We start from the raw sequence: 16577 nt of genomic DNA on the forward strand, positions 1-16577 counted from the left end.
GAGCCCCCGCCAGCCGTGTCACGGTGATGGATCGGCGCCCTTGCGGCGCCGATCCAGCAGGCGCGGACCACCCAGGTCGGAGCGCCGATCACCAGCAAGGAGTGTCAGCAGATGGGTTACGGATTCGGTGGATTCCTGATCGTGGTGGGACTCGTCCTCGCCTTCGCGGTCAACGACGCGGTCGACGACGTCAACCTGTACGCCGTTGGCCTCATCATGGCGGGCGTGGGAGTGGTGGTCGTCGCCCTGACCGCCTTCACGCTCAACAACCAGCGCCGCTCGCGCACGGTGCAGACGACCACGCACCCGGATGGCTCGCAGACGGTCAACGAGCGTCGCAACGAGATCTGATCCAGCAGCGCCGATCGGCCCGGGCTCGCCCCCGGGCCGATTCGTGTGTCCAGGCCGATTCGCACGTGCGGGCGCGCACGCGACTGAGGCCCCACCGGCCGGGGAGCAGACGGAAGGGCCTCAACCACCCGAGGGCATCGGGCAACCGGAGTGGCGGCGTCTGCGCAAGTCGCCTCCACCACCGGTGAGACCCACACTACCCAGTGACGCCACGCTCAACCCTCACCCGCGAGGCTGAAAGCTGCGCAGGCGCAGGCTGTTGCCCACGACGAACAGTGACGAGAACGCCATCGCCGCACCCGCGATCATCGGGTTCAGCAGGCCCGCGGCCGCCAGGGGCAGACCGGCGACGTTGTAGCCGAACGCCCACAGCAGGTTGCCGCGGATGATGGCCAGGGTGCGACGCGAGAGCCTGATCGCGTCGACAGCGACGCGCAGGTCGCCTCGCACGAGGGTCAGGTCGCCGGCCTCGATGGCGGCGTCGGTGCCGGTGCCCATGGCCAGGCCCAGGTCGGCCTGGGCGAGGGCCGCGGCGTCATTGACGCCGTCGCCCACCATGGCCACGACCCGTCCTTCGCCCTGCAGTCGTCGTACGACGTCGGCCTTGTCGGTCGGCAGCACGCCGGCGATCACGTCGTCCTCGGTGATCCCGACCTCGCGGGCGACCCTGGCGGCCACCACCGCATCGTCACCGGTGAGCAGGACCGGGCGCAGACCGAGCTCGCGCAGCTGCCCGATCGCCTCGACAGAGGTGTCCTTCACCGCATCGGCCACGACGAGCGCCCCCCGCGCAGCGCCGTCCCACCCGATCGCGACGACGGTGCCGCCCTGCTCGCGGGCCGAGGAGACGGCTTCCTCCAGCTCCACCGGGAGGGACAGGCCTTGGTCGCGCAGGAGGCCGGGGCGTCCGACGATCACCTCGGTGCCGGCGACCCGGCCACGCACCCCGAGCCCGGACAGCGAGACGAAGTCGGTCACCCGCTCCGTGGACCGGTCGGTGAGTCGCTCGGCCGCACCGGCGACGACGGCTCGGGCGATCGGGTGCTCGGAGGCGTCCTCGAGGGCAGCGGCCAGCGACAGCACCTGAGCGACGTCCTCGCCCGGGGCCGTGAGCACGTCGCGCAGCGACATCTGGCCGGTCGTGACGGTCCCGGTCTTGTCGAGCAGCACCACGTCGACCGCTCGGGTCTGCTCGAGCACCTCGGGCCCCTTGATCAGGATCCCGAGCTGGGCGCCACGGCCGGTGCCGACCATCAGGGCGACCGGCGTCGCCAGTCCGAGCGCGCAGGGGCAGGCGATGATCAGCACGGCGACCGCTGCGGTGAAGGCAGCGGTGACGTCATCGGCCAGCACGACCCAACCGAGGAAGGTCGCGACCGCCAGCACGATCACGGCCGGCACGAAGATGCCGGAGATGCGATCGGCCAGGCGCTGAGCAGCGGCCTTGCCCGTCTGTGCCTGCTCGACGAGGCGCGCCATCTGCGCGAGCTGGGTCTCGGAGCCGACCCTGCTGGCACGGACGACGAGCCGACCGCCGGCGTTGATCGTCGCTCCGGTGACCTCGTCGCCGACCCCGACCTCCACGGGCACGGACTCGCCGGTCAGCAGTGACGCGTCGATCGCCGAGGAGCCCTCCACGACCACGCCGTCGGTGGCCACCTTCTCGCCGGGACGCACCACGAAGACGTCGTCCGCGGCGAGCTGGTCGATGGGGATGCGGGTCTCGACGTCGTCGCGCAGGACGGCGACGTCGCGCGCACCGAGGTCCAGGAGCGCGCGCAGCGCAGCACCCGCCGTGCCCTTGGCGCGCTCCTCGAGGTAGCGCCCGACGAGCAGGAAGGTCGCGACCCCGGTGGCGGCCTCGAGGTAGAGGTTGTCGGCTCCGTCGGTACGGCGGCCCAGCTCGACGACCAGGTCGAAGGAGTGCGTCATCCCGATCTCGCCGGCGGTGCCGAAGACCAGGGCGTAGAGCGACCAGCCGAAGGCGGCGAGCGTCCCCATCGAGATGAGCGTGTCCATGGTGGTGGCGCCGTGGCGCAGGTTGGTCCAGGCGGCCCGGTGGAAGGGCAGCGCGCCCCACAGCACCACAGGGGTCGCGAGCACCAACGAGATCCACTGCCACCCGTCGACCTGCAGGGGCGGCACCATCGCCATCGCGATGACCGGGACGCTGAGCACGGCGGAGACGAGCATCCGGGCCCGCAGCGACGCTCCGTCAGGCTCGAGGCCGTCGTCGGCCTGCGACGGCAGGGTGGCGCCGTACCCGGCGGACTCGACGGTCGCGAGGAGCTGGTCGGTGGAGACGCTCTCGTCGTAGGTGACGCTGGCCTTCTCGGTCGCGTAGTTGACGCTGGCGGTGACGCCCTCGACCTTGTTCAGCTTGCGCTGGATCCGGTTGGCGCACGAGGCGCACGTCATGCCGGTGATCGCCAGGTCGACCTGGCGCTCAGTGGCGTCCGTCGTGGAGTCGGTGCTCATCAGTCCGGGCTGCCGGTCAGGCGAGCGCGTAGCCGGCTTCGTCCACCGCGGCGCGTACGGCGTCCTCGGCGATCGGGCCGCTGCTGGTGACGGTCACCGCCCCGCTCGTGAGGTCGACGGCGACGTCGGTGACCCCCGCGATGTCGGAGACCTCCTCGGTCACCGAGGCGACGCAGTGCTGGCAGGTCATCCCGGTGACGGTGTAGGTGCTGGTGGTCGTGTTGGTCATGGTCGGCGTCCTTTCGTTCGTGCGTGCGGCAGGAGTGCTGGTCAGGAGCGGACGAGCCGGGCGATCGCGTCGGAGGCCTCCCTGAGCTTGACCTCCGCCTGCGGCGATCCGGCGCGGGCGGCGTCGAGCACGCAGTGGCTCATGTGCTCGTCCACCAGTCCGAGTGCGACGGCCTGCAGGGCCTTGGTCACGGCCGAGACCTGGGTGAGGATGTCGATGCAGTACTTCTCGTCGCCGATCATCCGCTCGATGCCCTTGACCTGGCCCTCGATCCGGCGCATCCGCTTGAGGTAGTCGTCCTTGCGGGTCAGGTAGCCCGGTGGGGTCCCGGTCTCGTCGCTCATGCTGACACCATACCCCCCTAGGGTAGTCGCCTCAAGGTCCTCACCTCCTGCCCGGCAGGATGGGCGGGTGACCGTACCGACTCCCGCAGCGATCAGCGCTCCCCTGACCCTGGCCCACGGGCCCGCTTGGACGAACCGCTTCGCGCTCGCACCGCTGACCAACACCCAGAGCAACGCCGACGGCACCCTGTCCGACGACGAGCTGCACTGGCTCGAGGCCCGGGGTCGGGGCGGCACGGGGCTGGTGATGACGTGTGCGACGTACGTCGTCCCGGCGGGCCAGGCCTGGGCGGGCCAGCTCGGCATCTCCTCGGACGAGCACCTCCCCGGCCTCACGAGGTTGGCCGCCGCCCTGCGCACGACGGGGACGGTCTCGTCGGTGCAGCTGCACCACGGCGGTCGGCGCGCCGACCCCACCCTGTCGGGCCGACCCAACCAGTGCCCGTGGGACGACCCGAGGACCGGCTCGGTCGCGATGACGACGGCGGAGGTCGCCGAGAGCGTGCAGGACTTCGTCGCGGCCGCCGTACGAGCGGAGAGGGCCGGGTTCGACGGCGTGGAGGTGCACGGCGCGCACGGCTACCTCGTGTGCCAGTTCCTCGACCCACGACACAACGACCGCACCGATCAGTACGGCGGCTCGATGGAGAACCGCTCGCGGATGCTGATGGAGATCCTGGCCGGCATCCGCGCCGCCACCGGCCCGGACTTCCAGCTCGGGCTCCGTCTCACGCCCGAGGGCAACGGCCTCACCGTGGCCGAGGGCGTCGAGGTCGCGACCCTGGTGCTGGACTCGGGCCTGCTGGACTACCTCGACATGTCGCTGTGGGACGTGTTCATGTCACCCCGCGGCGACGTGGGTGCCCGCGATGAGGACCGCCTCCTCATCGACTACTTCACGGGTCTCGAGCGGGGCGAGACGCGGCTCGGCGTCGCCGGCAAGGTCCTCTCCGCGGCCGATGCCGCCTGGTGCCTGGACCGGGGCGCCGACTTCGTCAGTGTCGGGATGGCCGCGATCCTGCACCACGACTTCGCCGCCCGCTCGATCGCCGATGCGGGCTTCGCCGCCGTGGCACCGCCGGTGACCCGCGAGCACCTCGCCGCCGAGCACGTGGGTCGGGACTTCGTCGACTACCTGGCGAAGGGCTGGGACGGTCTCGTCAGCGGGGGCTGAGTCTCAGCCCAGACGGGCGAGGTGCTTCAGCGCGCTCTGCGCGGCGCGGTAGCCGCACATCCCGTGCACGCCGGCCCCGGGCGGTGTGGAGGCCGAGCAGAGGTACATGCCCGGCACACCGGTGTCGTACGGATCGGCAGCCAGCGCCGGCCGGGCGATCAGCTGCGGCAGGGTGTTGGCCCCCATCGCGATGTCGCCGCCGACGTAGTTGGGGTTGTAGGTCTCGTAGTCGGCCGGGGTCATCACCGCCGTCGAGACGATCCGGTCGCGGAACCCGGGGGCGTAGCGCTCGATCTCGTCGAGCACGACACCGGTGGCGTCTCCGGCGTAGCCGTGCGGGACGTGGGCGTAGGCCCAGATCGGGTGCACGTCGCCGACCGAGCGGGTGGGGTCGGCGAGGTACTGCTGGCCGACCAGGATGAACGGCCGCTCGGGCATCCGGCCCGCCACGGTGTCGCGCTCGGAGCGCACCATCACCTCAGCAGCACCACCGACGTGGACGGTGCCGGCCTTGCGCGCCGACTCCGCCGTCCAGGGGATGCCGTCACGCACGGCCAGGTCGACCTTGTAGGCGGCCGGCCCGTAGGACCAGGAGCGGTAGGCCTTGCCGCGGCCTGCGTCCGCCTGCTCGCCCAGGATGTCGGCGAAACCGGTGGGCGTGGTGTCGAAGAGGGTGACCTGCGCAGGCGGCAGGTCCGCGGTCGAGCGCACGTGGTGCGCGAGCACGATGGTCCCTCCGAGCTCGCGGAGCAGGCTTGCCAGCGCCGCGGTGATCGCCTGCGAGCCACCCTGCGCGGCGGGCCAGCCGTGCACGTGCCCGGCGGCGATCATCATCGCCCCGACCGAGGACGAGGCCAGGCCGCCCAGGGGCCGGTAGACGTGGGCGGCGCAGCCCAGGAAGAGCGCCCGGGCCTGAGGGGTGCGGAAGGCGCGAGCCAGCACGGTCGCGGGCAGCCCGGCACGCAGCCCGAACTGGGCAAGCTTGATCGGATGCCCGGGCACGCTGATCAGCGGCCCGAGGATGTCGTCGGCGAGCTGCGGGAAGGCCGCCTGGAGCGGACCGAAGACCTGGCGCCAGCGGCGACCGTCGACCCCCAGCCCCGCGGCCGTCTCGACGACGTCGCCCTTCAGGGCGCCCGCACTGCCGTCCTCGAGCGGGTGGGCGACGTCGACCTCCGGCCAGCACCAGCGCAGCCCGTGCTGCGAGAGCGGAAGCGTCCGCAGGAAGGGCGAGGCGACCCCGAACGGGTGGATGGCCGAGCACACGTCGTGGAGCACCCCGGGCTCGGTGAGCTCCGCCGTACGCGTGCCGCCACCGATCTCTGTCGCTGCCTCCAGCACCGTGACAGCCACACCCTGCTGGGCCAGCGCGACGGCGGCGGCCAGCCCGTTGGGTCCGGAGCCGACCACGTTGGCGGTACGACGGATGCTCACGACGTCAACCTACCGGGGGCAGCTCGACGATCCGGTCCGTGACCGGCACGTCCGACTCGACCAGGCAGGAGACACCGGGATCCTCGCGGAAGGAGGTCCCGCTGAAGGGATAGAGGTAGAGCACGCTCGCCCTGGCGAGCTTGCGACGCGGGAGCAGCTCCTGGAGGCGATCGAAGCATCCCTGCTCGGCGAGGGCCCGGGTCTCGTCGTCGCCGGGGTAGGTGGAGTCCGTCAGGTCGAAGTTCGCGAAGACCTCGGTCTGGTGCGGCTCGGCGCAGGGCGAGACCTTGACGGTCAGCTTGTAGCCCTCGGAGAGCAGGTCGCGGACGCAGTCCCCGACCTGGAGGTCCTGCGGAGCCACCGACCCCTCGCTCGTCACCTGGCCGCTGTCGGAGCGGTCGGGGGCGATCGCGAAGAGGGTGGCCGGCACCGCGAGGGCCAACAGCACCCATAGCCCGGCCATGACCAGGGCCCCGATGGCCTTCTTCTTGCCGTGGTTGCGACCGTCCCGGTTGCGCCGCAGCACGGCGATCGCGAGCCCGGCGCCGACGAGCCAGAGCAGCCCACACGGGACGATCGCCAGGCCGAGCGCCCAGCGCGCCATCGCCTGCGACGGCTCGGGCTCGGGCAACGGCCCCGCCGGAGCGAACCGCCCGTAGCCAGGAGAGGCCGGCGGGTACCCCGGGTATCCCGGGTGCGCCGACGAGGTCGGCGGCCCCGGCAGTGGGGGCCCCGGAGGCTCATGTCCAGATGTCACCGGGACAGGGTAGGGACTGGTCTGGTCCAGCGGAGGCCGAACGTCGAAACCGACGTCAGCCCGTCGTGCCAGCAGGCATCTGGAGACCAGAGCTGTGGCGCACACCACACAGCTGCGCTAATTTGACGCGTGCCAAATCTTTCGAGCCGAAGGACCACCCGATGACCGTCAGCACCACCTGGGGCTCCATCGAGGGCCAGGAGATCACCTTCCCGATGGAGGTCGACGACTTCACCTCCGCGACGCTGGGCTTCAGCGTGCCCGCGGCGGCCGCCCGAGCGCTCCTGCCCGGCGACGCGTTCGAGATCGTCGAGGTCGGTCCCGGGGTGGCGCAGCTGATCGTGAGCCTTGTCGACTACCGGGCCAATCCCTGGGGCGACTACAACGAGGTCAACCTCGGTTTCCTGGCCCGCCCCGCCGGCGCGGGCGAGGAGGTGATCGGCTCCTTCGTCTACCGGATGCCCGTCGACCAGGAGTTCACCTGCCTGGCAGGCAACCGAGTGATGGGATTTCCCAAGACGGTGATGGGGATCGACGCCGACTACAGCGACACCCACGCGACCTTCGTCCTGCGCGACGGGGCATCGGTGGCCCTGCGCGTGACGGTCCCCCGCGTCGAGCCGCTCGGCGAGCCCACGCGGATCGAGACCGTCAGCTACTCCTACCTCGACGGCACGCCGTACGAGACGCCGTTGGCGATGGACCTCGCCACCGGCGTCGTCGAGGCCGACCAGGTCGTCGTCGAGCTCGGCTCCGGCCCGATCGCCGACGAGCTGAGCAGCCTCGGGCTGCCGTGCGCCCCCGACTTCGCGTCGTACGGCGAGCGGCTCGGCGCCGTGTTCCAGCTGGGCACGACGGTCTGACCCCCCTCCCACGACCTAGGGGTCAGTGCTTGCAGATGAGGCCGCCGTCGACGACGACCTCGGTCCCGGTCACGAACGAGGCGTCGTCGGAGAGCAGGAACGCCACGGCCCCGGCGATCTCGCGCGGCTGACCCATCCGGCCGAGCGGTGCGGCCTGCTCGTACTCCGCCCTGATCTCGGGGATGTCCAGCGCCTGCTGGATCATCGGCGTCACGACGAAGCCAGGGCAGACCGAGTTGACCCGGATCCCGCTGGCGCCCAGCTGGGCGGCCATCGAGCGGGTGAGCCCGAGCAGCCCGGCCTTGGAGGCGCAGTACGCGGGGATCCACGGGTTGGCCGCCATCCCCTCGATGGAGGAGATCGCCACGATCGAGGGCCCTGCTCCGTCGGCTGCCGCCGCCTCGAGGTGCGGCAGCATCGCCTGGGTCAGCAGAGCGTGGGCGCGCAGGTTGACGTCGACGACCTGGTCCCACGAGTCGGCGGTGAAGGCGCCCACGGGCTCGACGCTCGCGCGCCCGGCGGCGTGCACGAGACCGGTCAGACCGCCCAGTGCCTGGGCGGCCTCCGCCACCGGAGCGCCGAGGTCGGCCGTCACGTCCACGACCTGACCGTGGGCACCGACCGTCTCGGCGACGGCGAGGGTGTCGTCGGCGACGTCCCAGATCGCGACCTGCGCACCACGGGCCAGCAACAGCTCGGCGCTGGCGCGGCCGATGCCCGAGGCGCCTCCGGTGACGATGACGCGCTTGCCGGTCAGGGATCCGTCGAGGTTCGGCGTCGTCACGGGATCAGCATCGCTTTCAGGCAGTCGGCCGAGCGGGAGGCGACGGCGGCGTACGCCGTGGCCGCCTCGTGCAGCGGGTAGGTGTGGGTGAAGATCCCGGAGGTGTCGAGGCGTCCGTCGGCGACCAGCGGGAGCAGCTCGCCCCACGTCCGGTGCACGGGTGCGGTGGTCATCCGCAGGGTGATCGAGCGGAAGGTGCCCATCAGCAGCGCCAACGGGTAGGGCTCGAGGTCGTGGATGCCGACCACGGAGACGGTGCCGGTCGAGCGGACCGCCGCGAACGCCGTGTCGACGGTGGCGTTGTGGCCGACGGCGTCGATGACCGCGGCGGCTCCGCGACCCCCGGTGGCCTCGAGCACGGCCGGGACGACGTCCTCGGGTGTCCCTGTCAGCGCCGTGGCGCCTGTCTTCTCGGCCATCGCCCGGCGGCCCTCGACCGGGTCGTAGGCGAGCACGCGTGCCCCCAGCGCGATCGCGCAGCGGACCGCGCACTGACCGACGGCACCCAGCCCGAGCACCAGCACCGTCTCCCCCGGAGCGACGTCGGCGCGCGTCGCGGCCGCCCAGCCCGTGCCCAGGTTGTCGGTCAGGAGCAGCGCGGCCTCGTCGCTGACCCCGTCGGGGATCGTCAGCAGGTTGAAGTCGGCAGCCGGTACGGCGAGCAGGTCGCTCTGCGCTCCCCCGAGCTCTCCGGAGCCGAACACCTTCGCCCCGCCGAGGCACGCGACCGGGTCGAGCGTCGCGCACCCCGCGCAGTCGCCGCACCCGGCCACGGACGCCACCAGCACCCGGTCGCCGACGGCGAAGCCGTCGACCTGCGCGCCCACCTCGGCGACCGTGCCGATGGCCTCGTGACCCACCGCGACGGGGTAGAGCGGCAGGTCGCCGTCGTAGAAGTGCAGGTCGGAGCCGCAGATCGCGGTGGCCTCGACCTTCACCACCGCCCCACCGGGGCCGGGCAGCGTCGCGTCCGGCACCTCCTCGACGGAGATCTGACCGGGCGCGGACACAGTGACGGCTCTCACATCCGGCACGCTAGAGGCAGTAGACACATCGGCACAAGTGTGTACTTTTGCGCCATGATGTCGTTGCCGATCACTGCGACCGACGCCGGGATCCGCGCCCACCCCGAGGATGTCTCGGTGCCCACGCTGATCCTGTCCTGCGTCCACGTGGCGCGCGACGAGACGCAGCGCAACCGCCTGCACGACGGCTCGGTCCGTCCCGGCGGAGCGATGCTCAACGAGATCCAGGCCCTCCTGTCGCCCGAGGACCAGGCCACGCTGCGGGCCATGGCGTACGACCTCACGTGAGCGCCCCGGCACCGCCCGACTCCGACGGCCGATCGGCACGAGACCGGATCCTCGACGCCGCCGAGTCCTGTCTGCGCCGTGACGGGATCCGCCGTACGACGGCAGCCGGCGTGGCCGCCGAGGCCGGGGTCTCGCGGGCCTGGCTCTACCGGCACTTCCCCGACAAGGCCACCCTGCTCTCGGCCGCGCTCATCCGGCGCGACCAGGCCTTCTGGGTCGACGCCCAGCAGCGCGTCGACGCCGCCGACGGGTTCGCCGCCCGCGTCGCCGCCGCCGTCGTGCTCGCCCGTGCCGCGCCCCTCGGACCACTGGCCACCGAGCTGCGCGAGAGCGAGCCGGAAGCCTTCGGCGCGGTGATCGGCACCTTCGTGGACGACATCGTCCCGGGGCTGTCGTGGTTCTGGCGCGCCCAGCTGGAGGCCGGCGTCGCCACCGGCGAGCTGCGTGCCGGCCTCGACGTCCAGGGTGCGGCCGAGTGGGTGATGCGGATCGTGGTCTCGCTCGTCAGCGTGCCGGGCCAGGCCGTCGACATCGACGACGCAGGCTCGATCTCCGACTATCTCGAGGCGTTCCTGATGCCGGCGCTGCGCGCCTGACACCTGACGGGGGTCGAGACCCGATGACCCGGGCGCCGACCTCGGGTGTGGTCGTGGCAGGTCGGCTCGTTGGGTGTCGAGGCCGCTCGTGCCTCGCGGGCTGCTGCTCGCTCACTGCTGGAGCACGCTGCTGAACGACCCGGACTGCCAGCCACTGGCCTGCTTGCGCCCGGGCGTCGGCAGGTTGCGGCCGCCGTACACGACCTCTCCCTTGCGGTCGCCGTAGGTCAGCCAGCTCTGGTTGCCCTGGAAGCCGCGGCCGGGCTTGTCGTAGTCGCACACGCCGAACGGGAAGATCTCCTGCAGGGTCTCCCAGTCGGCGTCGCTCAGCGGCAGCAGCAGGAAGTCGTAGTCGGCGCGGTCCAGCGGGCGCAGCTGACAGGCGACGCGGTCGTTGAGGACGTCGTCGCCGGCCTGCTCGCGCGGGGTGCTCAGCCGCAGCTGCAACGACTCCGGCAGCACGCAGTCCACCTCGTCGTTCGCGCCCGGGACCTCGAGGAGCCCTGGCACGTTGAAGCAGCGATCGGTGATGTCGGCGGGCTTGTTGACCACGATCTTGCGAGCCAGGCCCTTCTTCGACCGGTCCTTCTCGACGGCGGCGAGCCAGCGGTCCATCGCCTCGAGGGACTCCACGGCCCAGCGCAGGTCACCGATGAGCGGCACGACCCCGAACCACATGACCCGGTTGTCGGTGGTTCCGCCCTGCGAGCGCGCCGCACGCTCCTCCATCCAGAAGGCGTGGGCGTAGTCGTGGGCGATGCCCGGGTCCGGGCCGCCGAAGTTGATGATCGCGACGCGGTCCATGTACTGGCCCTCGTTGATCAGCCCGGTGCGGTAGGCGCGCCCGATCGAGCGGATGTCACCGACGGTGCGGGCCTCGATCGGGTTGAGGTCGATGTCGAGGCCGCCGAGCTTCTCGTTGAGGTCGATGAACTGCGCGGTCGTGATCTCGCCACGCCGCAGCGGCTCGAGGCCGTACTGGATGCCGATGTTGGCGAAGGGCAGACCGGCGAAACCCTCTCCGACCTCCTTCTCCGCCGGGCTCCACACCGACGGCGGCCGGACGCCGATCAGGTTCTTCATGATGTCCAGCACCGAGCAGCGCACCCCGCCGGGATTGGTCTCGGTGTTGTAGCGCGTGGTCGTGTCCCCGGGGACGGTGTCGACCGATCCCGAGCAGTCGTTCTCCGGGTTGAGCGCGGACTTGAAGAGCAGCTCGTCGGCGGCGATCGAGTTGATCATCGAGATGTGTCCCTCGACCGAGGCGATCTGGGTCGGCAGCCACACGACGCCCGGCGCCCAGCGGCTCGGGTCCTCGAAGTACTTCCGCATCAGGTGGTAGTCGGCGAACTGCGCTCCGGGGCTGATCACGTCCGGGTAGGTGCAGGTGGTCAGCAGACCCTGGTAGATGCCGGGGTAGGAGTTGGCGATCGTGTTCTGCGCGATCGAGCCGCCCGAGCAGCCGGTGCCGATCGTGTAGCGGATCGTGCCGTACTGCTCGACGAAGTACTCCTTGACCATCAGCAGCGACTCGGCTTCGGTGGCGATGGAGCAGTTGTGCCCGGTGTTGTTGAGCGCGGTCGAGACGACCGCGAAGCCCTTGCCGAGCGCCGCGACGTACGACTGCTCGAAGCCGGGTACGGCGGGGATCGTGCCGGCGTAGTCCTCGAGCGGCGGGTTGCCGGGTTGGTAGGACGCCCCGCAGTTGCCGCCGTGCGGGATCAGGATCTTGTGGTTGAACTGCGGCTGGGACCGGTAGCGGGTCCACGGCTCACCGGGCTGCCAGATCGCCATGATCGTGTAGCGGTCACGCGCCTGGTAGCCGTCCTCACGACGGATGATGAAGGGCACCGTCTCGCCGGTGTCGGTGGTCGTCGTCGCGACGTCGGACGGCGGGTCGTCGGGGTCGTAGGGCTGGAGCTCGGCCTGCGTGGGGTCGCTGGACTTGTAGAGGAACGAGTACGACGGCGGCTCGTTGCACTGCTCGTCGACCGCGGAGTCCTGGCAGACGTAGGGACCGTGCTGGGGTCCGGAGAAGATCGGGCCCCCGTTGGGGTGGTTGGTCACGACCAGCTTGCCGGCGAAACGGAGCTTCGAGCCGGGGCCGCCGCCCTTCTTGCCTCCCACCTTCGCGCCGGCATTCTTGCGCTTGCCGGTCGCCTTGATGACGTTGCGGCCGACATCGAGACCCGTGAGGTAGGCCTCGTAGAGGCCTCCTGGGCGGACCTGGAACTCCTGGGTCACGTCGTCCCCGTTGAGCCGGACCTTGACCTGACGGCGCTTGAGGCCCTTGACCTTGCGGACCACCACCCGCACGTCGCCGCCCGAGACCAGGTCGGGGCGGTTGGAGACCGCGTGGATCCGGATCGGCTTGGCCTTCTTCTTCGGCTTGGCGAGGGTCGGCGCCACCGACGTCACCGACGCCGTCTCCGCGGCGGCCGGTCCCGTCGAGGTCACCGCTGCCGCCTCGGCGGCGGCGGCCGACCCGGTCGGCGCCCCGCCGAGCGGGATCATCAGCGCGAGCGCGCACGCCCCGACGAGGACGGTGACGAACGGGCGGGGACGGCGGTGCGACATAACGGCTCTCCTGACCACGGCCGTCGATGTGCCGGCCGTCACATTCCTCAACGAGAGAATCGCACGAGAGTCACGTCGCCGCAGGCGATGGGAAGCATCGGGCGCCCCGACCGGTTGGCCCCCCATGCGCATCTTCTTCACCGGCGGCAGCGGCAAGGCGGGCCGGCACGTCGTGACCCACCTCGCCGAGCAGGGACACCAGGTCACCAACGCCGACCTCCGTGTCGACCTGACCGACGCCGGCGAGACCTACTCCGCGATGGCCGGGCTGGCGCGGATGGACGAATTGGACCTGGAGCGGGTCCCCGACTACGACGCGGTCGTGCACTTCGCGGCGGTGCCGCGGATCCTGCTGCGGCCCGACTCGACGACGTACGCCGCCAACGTGCTGAGCACCTACCACGTCCTCGAGGCCGCGACCCGGCTCGGCGTCCCCAAGATCGTCTTCGCCTCCTCCGAGACGACGTACGGCGTCTGCTTCGCCCAGGGCGAGCGGCGTCCGGACTACCTGCCGGTCGACGAGGAGCACCCGACCGTCCCCGAGGACTCGTATGCGATGTCGAAGGTGGCCGGCGAGGCGACGGCGCGTTCCTTCCAGGCGCGCACCGACGCCGACATCTACGGCCTGCGGATCAACAACGTGATCGAGCCGCACGAGTACGCCGAGCTGTTCCCGGCGTTCGTGGCCGACCCGGCGCTGCGGCGGCGCAACATCTTCGCCTACATCGACACCCGCGACCTGTCCCAGATGGTGCAGCGCTGCCTGGAGGTCGACGGCCTGGGCTACGAGGTCTTCAACGTCGCCAACGCCGACCTCTCCGTCGCCGAGACGACGCAGGAGCTGCGCGAACGCTTCTTCGACGGCGTCGAGGTGCGCCGAGAGCTGGGCCCCGACGAGACGCTGTATGCGATCGACAAGGCGCGAGAGCTGGTCGGCTACGACCCGCAGCACTCGTGGCGCGACGTCCTGACCCCTCAGGCCTGACCCTCAGGCCTGACGTACGGCGGTCAGCACGGCGTCGCTCGAGCGCAGCTCGACGCGGTCGCTCGCCACGCTGATCTCGGGGTCAGCGGCCAGCAGCTCGGCGAGCCAGTCGTCCTGGCGGGTGGCGACGTCACTGCCGCAGCCCATGTCGGTCGTCGACACGGTGCCACCCTTCAGCCGGCCACCGTCGACCCGCGCGCCACCGCGGTGCAGGGTGTTGCACGCCGCCCGCATGTCGACGCTGCCCGCACCGACGCTCACCACGACCTCCTCGATCGGCTCCTCGCCCTCGAGCCACACCACGTCGGTCGCGACGTAGGTGACCACCTGGTCCTTCTGGACCGGGTCAGGGCCGCCGCAGGCCGGGAGGAGCAGCACGAGCAGGAGGAGGCCGAGGGGCCGCAGGCGGTTCACCGTGATCCGACGCGCTGGGCGTCCGCGGGGTTCCTGAAGGGGCATCAGGTCGCCTGCCCGTCCCGTCGCCACTCGCGGCGACGAGGCCTTCGGACTGGCCTCATTGGCGGTTCGAGTGCCGTGCCGCCTGCGGGAGCTGCAGCGCAACGAGACCGCCGAGCGGGTCGTCAGTGCAATCGGCGAGTGGGACTCGGTCGCCCGCTCCAACGGCATCACCGAGTCGGAGATCGCCTCCTGTGCTTCCGCCATCGACCAGACCTCGCCACCAGAGCTCACGGGTCGTGTGTTCGACAACCGCCTCCAGACCGGTCTGAGGCACACGACGCAGCAAGGCTCGCACCATCGCTCGCAGCGATGGCGCGCGGATCGCGGCAGATCCACGCGCGCTGACGCGCACACCACGCTGATGGTCGGGCGGATCGTGCGAACCTCGTTTTCATGCGCATGGGTGACGGGTGGCCACGGAGCGCACGTGTTGACACTGTGCCAACTACGACACCTCAGTCTAGGAACCCTTCGGGCAGCGCGGCTCGAATCGATGAAGTCTTGGCGACCAGGCGCACGTTGGTCCGGTAGAGACCAGTCTCCGGGTCGACGTCGTCATCAATGTCGCGAGTGGCTGCGAAGCCCCACGCCTCGTAGAGCCGGGCGACCTTGGGCCTCTCTGCGTCAATGACCAGGAGCCGCGACGGGATCGTCTCGGAGGCCGTCACCATGCGCGCGAGGGCTGCGGTGAGCAGGTTCTTTCCTTCGACACCGCCGCGCAGGTCGGCTGACAAAGCAAGGCGTGCCAACAGAAATGCAGGGACCTCGTCCTGGCCCTTGGCCGCCTTCTTGCTCAGGTGCTCACTCTTGATGACCGTGAGAGCCAGGGCGAAGTAGCCCAGCACCGGCAGAAGAGAATCTCCGGGCGCCTCGTCGGTGTCTTCGGTCAACACGAAGACGGTCACCGAACCAGCGCGTACTTGGTGCAGACAGTTGCTCAACCACGCGTCGTACGAAGGGTCACCACACGAGAAGGCCCCCAGGTCGAACCGGGGGGCCTTCTCGGCGGTGAGGCGTGTCAGTTGATGGGAGATAGTCACCGCACCCTGTACGGGGTCGCGTCGGCCAAGTGCGCCTTGAGTCCGGGCATCGAGTCCGGGGTCTCCAGGCTGCTCATCATGCGGTCGAACGTCTGAGCGTCCATCAGCGTGGTGTCAGCACGTGCGAGCACATGCGCGGCCTTTTCCTCGACCGCGTCGTGCGCGAACTGGCTCTTCGTGACACCGAGCGCTGCTGCTGCTGCGACGAGGGCGTGCGCTGCGTCGGCGCTGAGGCGCAACTCGAAACGCTCGGTCTTTGTAGACGGTCGGGTTTGGGTAAGAGCCATCGTCTTGTCCTATCTCCACGTTGTAGTGGGCGGGGCCGCCGCTAGCAGTGATGCCTGCTAAGCGACCCTGCTAACAATGTACGGCGGTTGTACGGAACGGGCAAAACGTTGCAGCCACCTCTGCTCTGGAGGGCGCTGCCCCGACTGCGGCATAGGTCGCGCGGAGCTCTCGGGGCGGGCATAGGAAGACGTTCTGGATAGCTGCTGGGCGGGCGGAGCCCTCGGGGCGGCATGATCGGGCGGAGCCCTCAAGGCGGCAAACTGGCGTTGGATCCGCACGGACGGGTCTAGAGTTGCGTTATGGAGAAGGGCAAGCGGATCTGGTTGGGGATGATCGTTCTCCTCGGTGCCAGTGGCTGCGCCGCCAGCGACTCCGGCCCGTCCAAGGGAGATTGCAACATCTCTCTGTCGTATGAAGGCCACCGATACGAGGTCCATACGGGCCTGGCCAACCCGCCCGTTGGGCAGCCGCTGGGTATCGCTGATGAGATGGGCTGCGAGTCCGACCCAACGGTCTACGGCACGGAGAAGATCGCCACTGTTGAAGGGGTCTCGAAGGAGGTCGCGGTCGCAGTAGTGAATAGCCAGCGCGGTAGCGGACGGGTCACGGTCTATCTTCGAGATGATCAGCCCCGTGATCGCGCGCCCGCGAGTTGGCCAGTGTCGCTGCCGCCCGACAACTTCAAGTAGCGATATCAGCCGTGGCTCGTGAGGTGGGCGACGGCCGCCGAAACTCGGGGAAGATCAGCCCGAGCGTAACGCCGGCGGTGCTGGTGACGGGTTCCTGCTATCCGCTGAAGGGGCTCACGACGCCCGTCGTTCTGAAGGTCGATGCGGCGATCAGCAACGCACTCTGACCCGGATCCGCGAGTAGTGGCGGCGTGATCCGCGTGTGAGACGACGAAG

The 16577-nt window shown here is 70.4% G+C and carries 19 protein-coding genes; 8 read left to right on the forward strand and 11 right to left on the reverse strand.

Going from position 1 to position 16577, the window contains the following annotated elements; all coding sequences use genetic code 11:
- Positions 1-111 precede the first annotated feature (111 nt).
- Entirely contained in the window at positions 112-351 is a 240-nt protein-coding gene (locus Q1K33_RS08135; RefSeq protein WP_300402558.1) for a DUF6458 family protein, read from the forward strand.
- 222 nt (positions 352-573) lie between these two features.
- Here the strand turns inward: Q1K33_RS08135 and Q1K33_RS08140 are convergent, their stop codons facing one another.
- The 3 genes from Q1K33_RS08140 to Q1K33_RS08150 are packed head-to-tail and all read right to left on the reverse strand — an operon-like array spanning position 574 to position 3402.
- A complete protein-coding gene (locus Q1K33_RS08140; protein WP_300402560.1) occupies positions 574-2829 on the reverse strand; it encodes a heavy metal translocating P-type ATPase in 2256 nt (751 codons plus the stop codon).
- Between the two features lie 16 nt (positions 2830-2845).
- Positions 2846-3058 carry a heavy-metal-associated domain-containing protein gene (locus Q1K33_RS08145; protein ID WP_300402562.1) on the reverse strand — a complete coding sequence of 71 codons (213 nt, stop codon included), beginning with the start codon at positions 3056-3058 and terminating at the stop codon, positions 2846-2848.
- Positions 3059-3099: 41 nt separating this feature from the next.
- Complete coding sequence (locus tag Q1K33_RS08150; RefSeq protein WP_300402563.1) at positions 3100-3402, reverse strand: metal-sensitive transcriptional regulator; 303 nt, start codon at positions 3400-3402, stop codon at positions 3100-3102.
- 67 nt (positions 3403-3469) lie between these two features.
- Between Q1K33_RS08150 and Q1K33_RS08155 the strand changes: the two genes are divergently transcribed.
- Entirely contained in the window at positions 3470-4576 is a 1107-nt protein-coding gene (locus Q1K33_RS08155) for an NADH:flavin oxidoreductase (RefSeq protein WP_300402565.1), read from the forward strand.
- 3 nt (positions 4577-4579) lie between these two features.
- Here Q1K33_RS08155 and Q1K33_RS08160 read toward each other — a convergent pair whose 3' ends face one another.
- Positions 4580-6010 carry an NAD(P)/FAD-dependent oxidoreductase gene (locus Q1K33_RS08160; protein WP_300402567.1) on the reverse strand — a complete coding sequence of 477 codons (1431 nt, stop codon included), beginning with the start codon at positions 6008-6010 and terminating at the stop codon, positions 4580-4582.
- 4 nt (positions 6011-6014) lie between these two features.
- Positions 6015-6767, reverse strand: coding sequence for a hypothetical protein (locus Q1K33_RS08165; protein ID WP_300402569.1), 753 nt, complete (start codon positions 6765-6767; stop codon positions 6015-6017).
- A gap of 161 nt (positions 6768-6928) precedes the next feature.
- Between Q1K33_RS08165 and Q1K33_RS08170 the strand changes: the two genes are divergently transcribed.
- A complete protein-coding gene (locus Q1K33_RS08170; RefSeq protein WP_300402571.1) occupies positions 6929-7630 on the forward strand; it encodes an acetoacetate decarboxylase family protein in 702 nt (233 codons plus the stop codon).
- Between the two features lie 22 nt (positions 7631-7652).
- Here Q1K33_RS08170 and Q1K33_RS08175 read toward each other — a convergent pair whose 3' ends face one another.
- Complete coding sequence (locus Q1K33_RS08175; protein WP_300402573.1) at positions 7653-8414, reverse strand: SDR family NAD(P)-dependent oxidoreductase; 762 nt, start codon at positions 8412-8414, stop codon at positions 7653-7655.
- Positions 8411-9439 carry a zinc-binding dehydrogenase gene (locus Q1K33_RS08180; RefSeq protein ID WP_300402575.1) on the reverse strand — a complete coding sequence of 343 codons (1029 nt, stop codon included), beginning with the start codon at positions 9437-9439 and terminating at the stop codon, positions 8411-8413. Before Q1K33_RS08180 ends, Q1K33_RS08175 begins: the two co-directional genes overlap by 4 nt.
- 54 nt (positions 9440-9493) lie before the next feature.
- Here Q1K33_RS08180 and Q1K33_RS08185 point away from each other — a divergent pair, with 54 nt between their 5' ends.
- Positions 9494-9727: a hypothetical protein gene (locus Q1K33_RS08185; RefSeq protein WP_300402577.1), complete on the forward strand. Its 234-nt coding sequence runs from the start codon at positions 9494-9496 to the stop codon at positions 9725-9727.
- Positions 9724-10323, forward strand: coding sequence for a TetR/AcrR family transcriptional regulator (locus Q1K33_RS08190; RefSeq protein ID WP_300402579.1), 600 nt, complete (start codon positions 9724-9726; stop codon positions 10321-10323). Before Q1K33_RS08185 ends, Q1K33_RS08190 begins: the two co-directional genes overlap by 4 nt.
- 111 nt (positions 10324-10434) lie before the next feature.
- Here Q1K33_RS08190 and Q1K33_RS08195 read toward each other — a convergent pair whose 3' ends face one another.
- Positions 10435-12900, reverse strand: a complete 2466-nt coding sequence (locus Q1K33_RS08195; protein ID WP_300402581.1) for a DUF6351 family protein — start codon at positions 12898-12900, stop codon at positions 10435-10437.
- Positions 12901-13024: 124 nt separating this feature from the next.
- Here Q1K33_RS08195 and Q1K33_RS08200 point away from each other — a divergent pair, with 124 nt between their 5' ends.
- Positions 13025-13885, forward strand: coding sequence for an NAD(P)-dependent oxidoreductase (locus tag Q1K33_RS08200; RefSeq protein WP_300402583.1), 861 nt, complete (start codon positions 13025-13027; stop codon positions 13883-13885).
- 3 nt (positions 13886-13888) lie between these two features.
- Here Q1K33_RS08200 and Q1K33_RS08205 read toward each other — a convergent pair whose 3' ends face one another.
- From Q1K33_RS08205 to Q1K33_RS08215, 3 genes are all read right to left on the reverse strand, one after another.
- Entirely contained in the window at positions 13889-14299 is a 411-nt protein-coding gene (locus Q1K33_RS08205; RefSeq protein WP_300402585.1) for an META domain-containing protein, read from the reverse strand.
- A 500-nt stretch (positions 14300-14799) separates the two neighbouring features.
- Positions 14800-15249, reverse strand: coding sequence for a hypothetical protein (locus Q1K33_RS08210; protein WP_300402586.1), 450 nt, complete (start codon positions 15247-15249; stop codon positions 14800-14802).
- 131 nt (positions 15250-15380) lie between these two features.
- Positions 15381-15671: a DUF1778 domain-containing protein gene (locus Q1K33_RS08215; protein WP_300402588.1), complete on the reverse strand. Its 291-nt coding sequence runs from the start codon at positions 15669-15671 to the stop codon at positions 15381-15383.
- Between the two features lie 300 nt (positions 15672-15971).
- On the opposite strand from Q1K33_RS08215, the gene Q1K33_RS08220 reads away from it, so the two are divergent.
- Entirely contained in the window at positions 15972-16361 is a 390-nt protein-coding gene (locus Q1K33_RS08220) for a hypothetical protein (protein WP_300402590.1), read from the forward strand.
- An 11-nt stretch (positions 16362-16372) separates the two neighbouring features.
- The gene (locus tag Q1K33_RS08225; RefSeq protein WP_300402592.1) at positions 16373-16528 is read left to right on the forward strand and encodes a hypothetical protein; all 156 of its coding nucleotides are present in this window, start codon (positions 16373-16375) and stop codon (positions 16526-16528) included.
- The last annotated feature ends 49 nt before the right edge of the window (positions 16529-16577 follow it).

Source organism: Nocardioides sp. (genome assembly GCF_029937575.1).
GTDB lineage: Bacteria > Actinomycetota > Actinomycetes > Propionibacteriales > Nocardioidaceae > Nocardioides.

Excerpts from the sequence above, each read along its gene's own strand:
- Q1K33_RS08135 (WP_300402558.1), top strand. The coding sequence starts at position 112 with ATGGGTTACGGATTCGGTGGATTCCTGATCGTGGTGGGACTCGTCCTC.
- Q1K33_RS08140 (WP_300402560.1), bottom strand. The coding sequence starts at position 2,829 with ATGAGCACCGACTCCACGACGGACGCCACTGAGCGCCAGGTCGACCTG.
- Q1K33_RS08145 (WP_300402562.1), bottom strand. The coding sequence starts at position 3,058 with ATGACCAACACGACCACCAGCACCTACACCGTCACCGGGATGACCTGC.
- Q1K33_RS08150 (WP_300402563.1), bottom strand. The coding sequence starts at position 3,402 with ATGAGCGACGAGACCGGGACCCCACCGGGCTACCTGACCCGCAAGGAC.
- Q1K33_RS08170 (WP_300402571.1), top strand. The coding sequence starts at position 6,929 with ATGACCGTCAGCACCACCTGGGGCTCCATCGAGGGCCAGGAGATCACC.
- Q1K33_RS08185 (WP_300402577.1), top strand. The coding sequence starts at position 9,494 with ATGATGTCGTTGCCGATCACTGCGACCGACGCCGGGATCCGCGCCCAC.
- Q1K33_RS08195 (WP_300402581.1), bottom strand. The coding sequence starts at position 12,900 with ATGTCGCACCGCCGTCCCCGCCCGTTCGTCACCGTCCTCGTCGGGGCG.
- Q1K33_RS08200 (WP_300402583.1), top strand. The coding sequence starts at position 13,025 with ATGCGCATCTTCTTCACCGGCGGCAGCGGCAAGGCGGGCCGGCACGTC.
- Q1K33_RS08215 (WP_300402588.1), bottom strand. The coding sequence starts at position 15,671 with ATGGCTCTTACCCAAACCCGACCGTCTACAAAGACCGAGCGTTTCGAG.
- Q1K33_RS08220 (WP_300402590.1), top strand. The coding sequence starts at position 15,972 with ATGGAGAAGGGCAAGCGGATCTGGTTGGGGATGATCGTTCTCCTCGGT.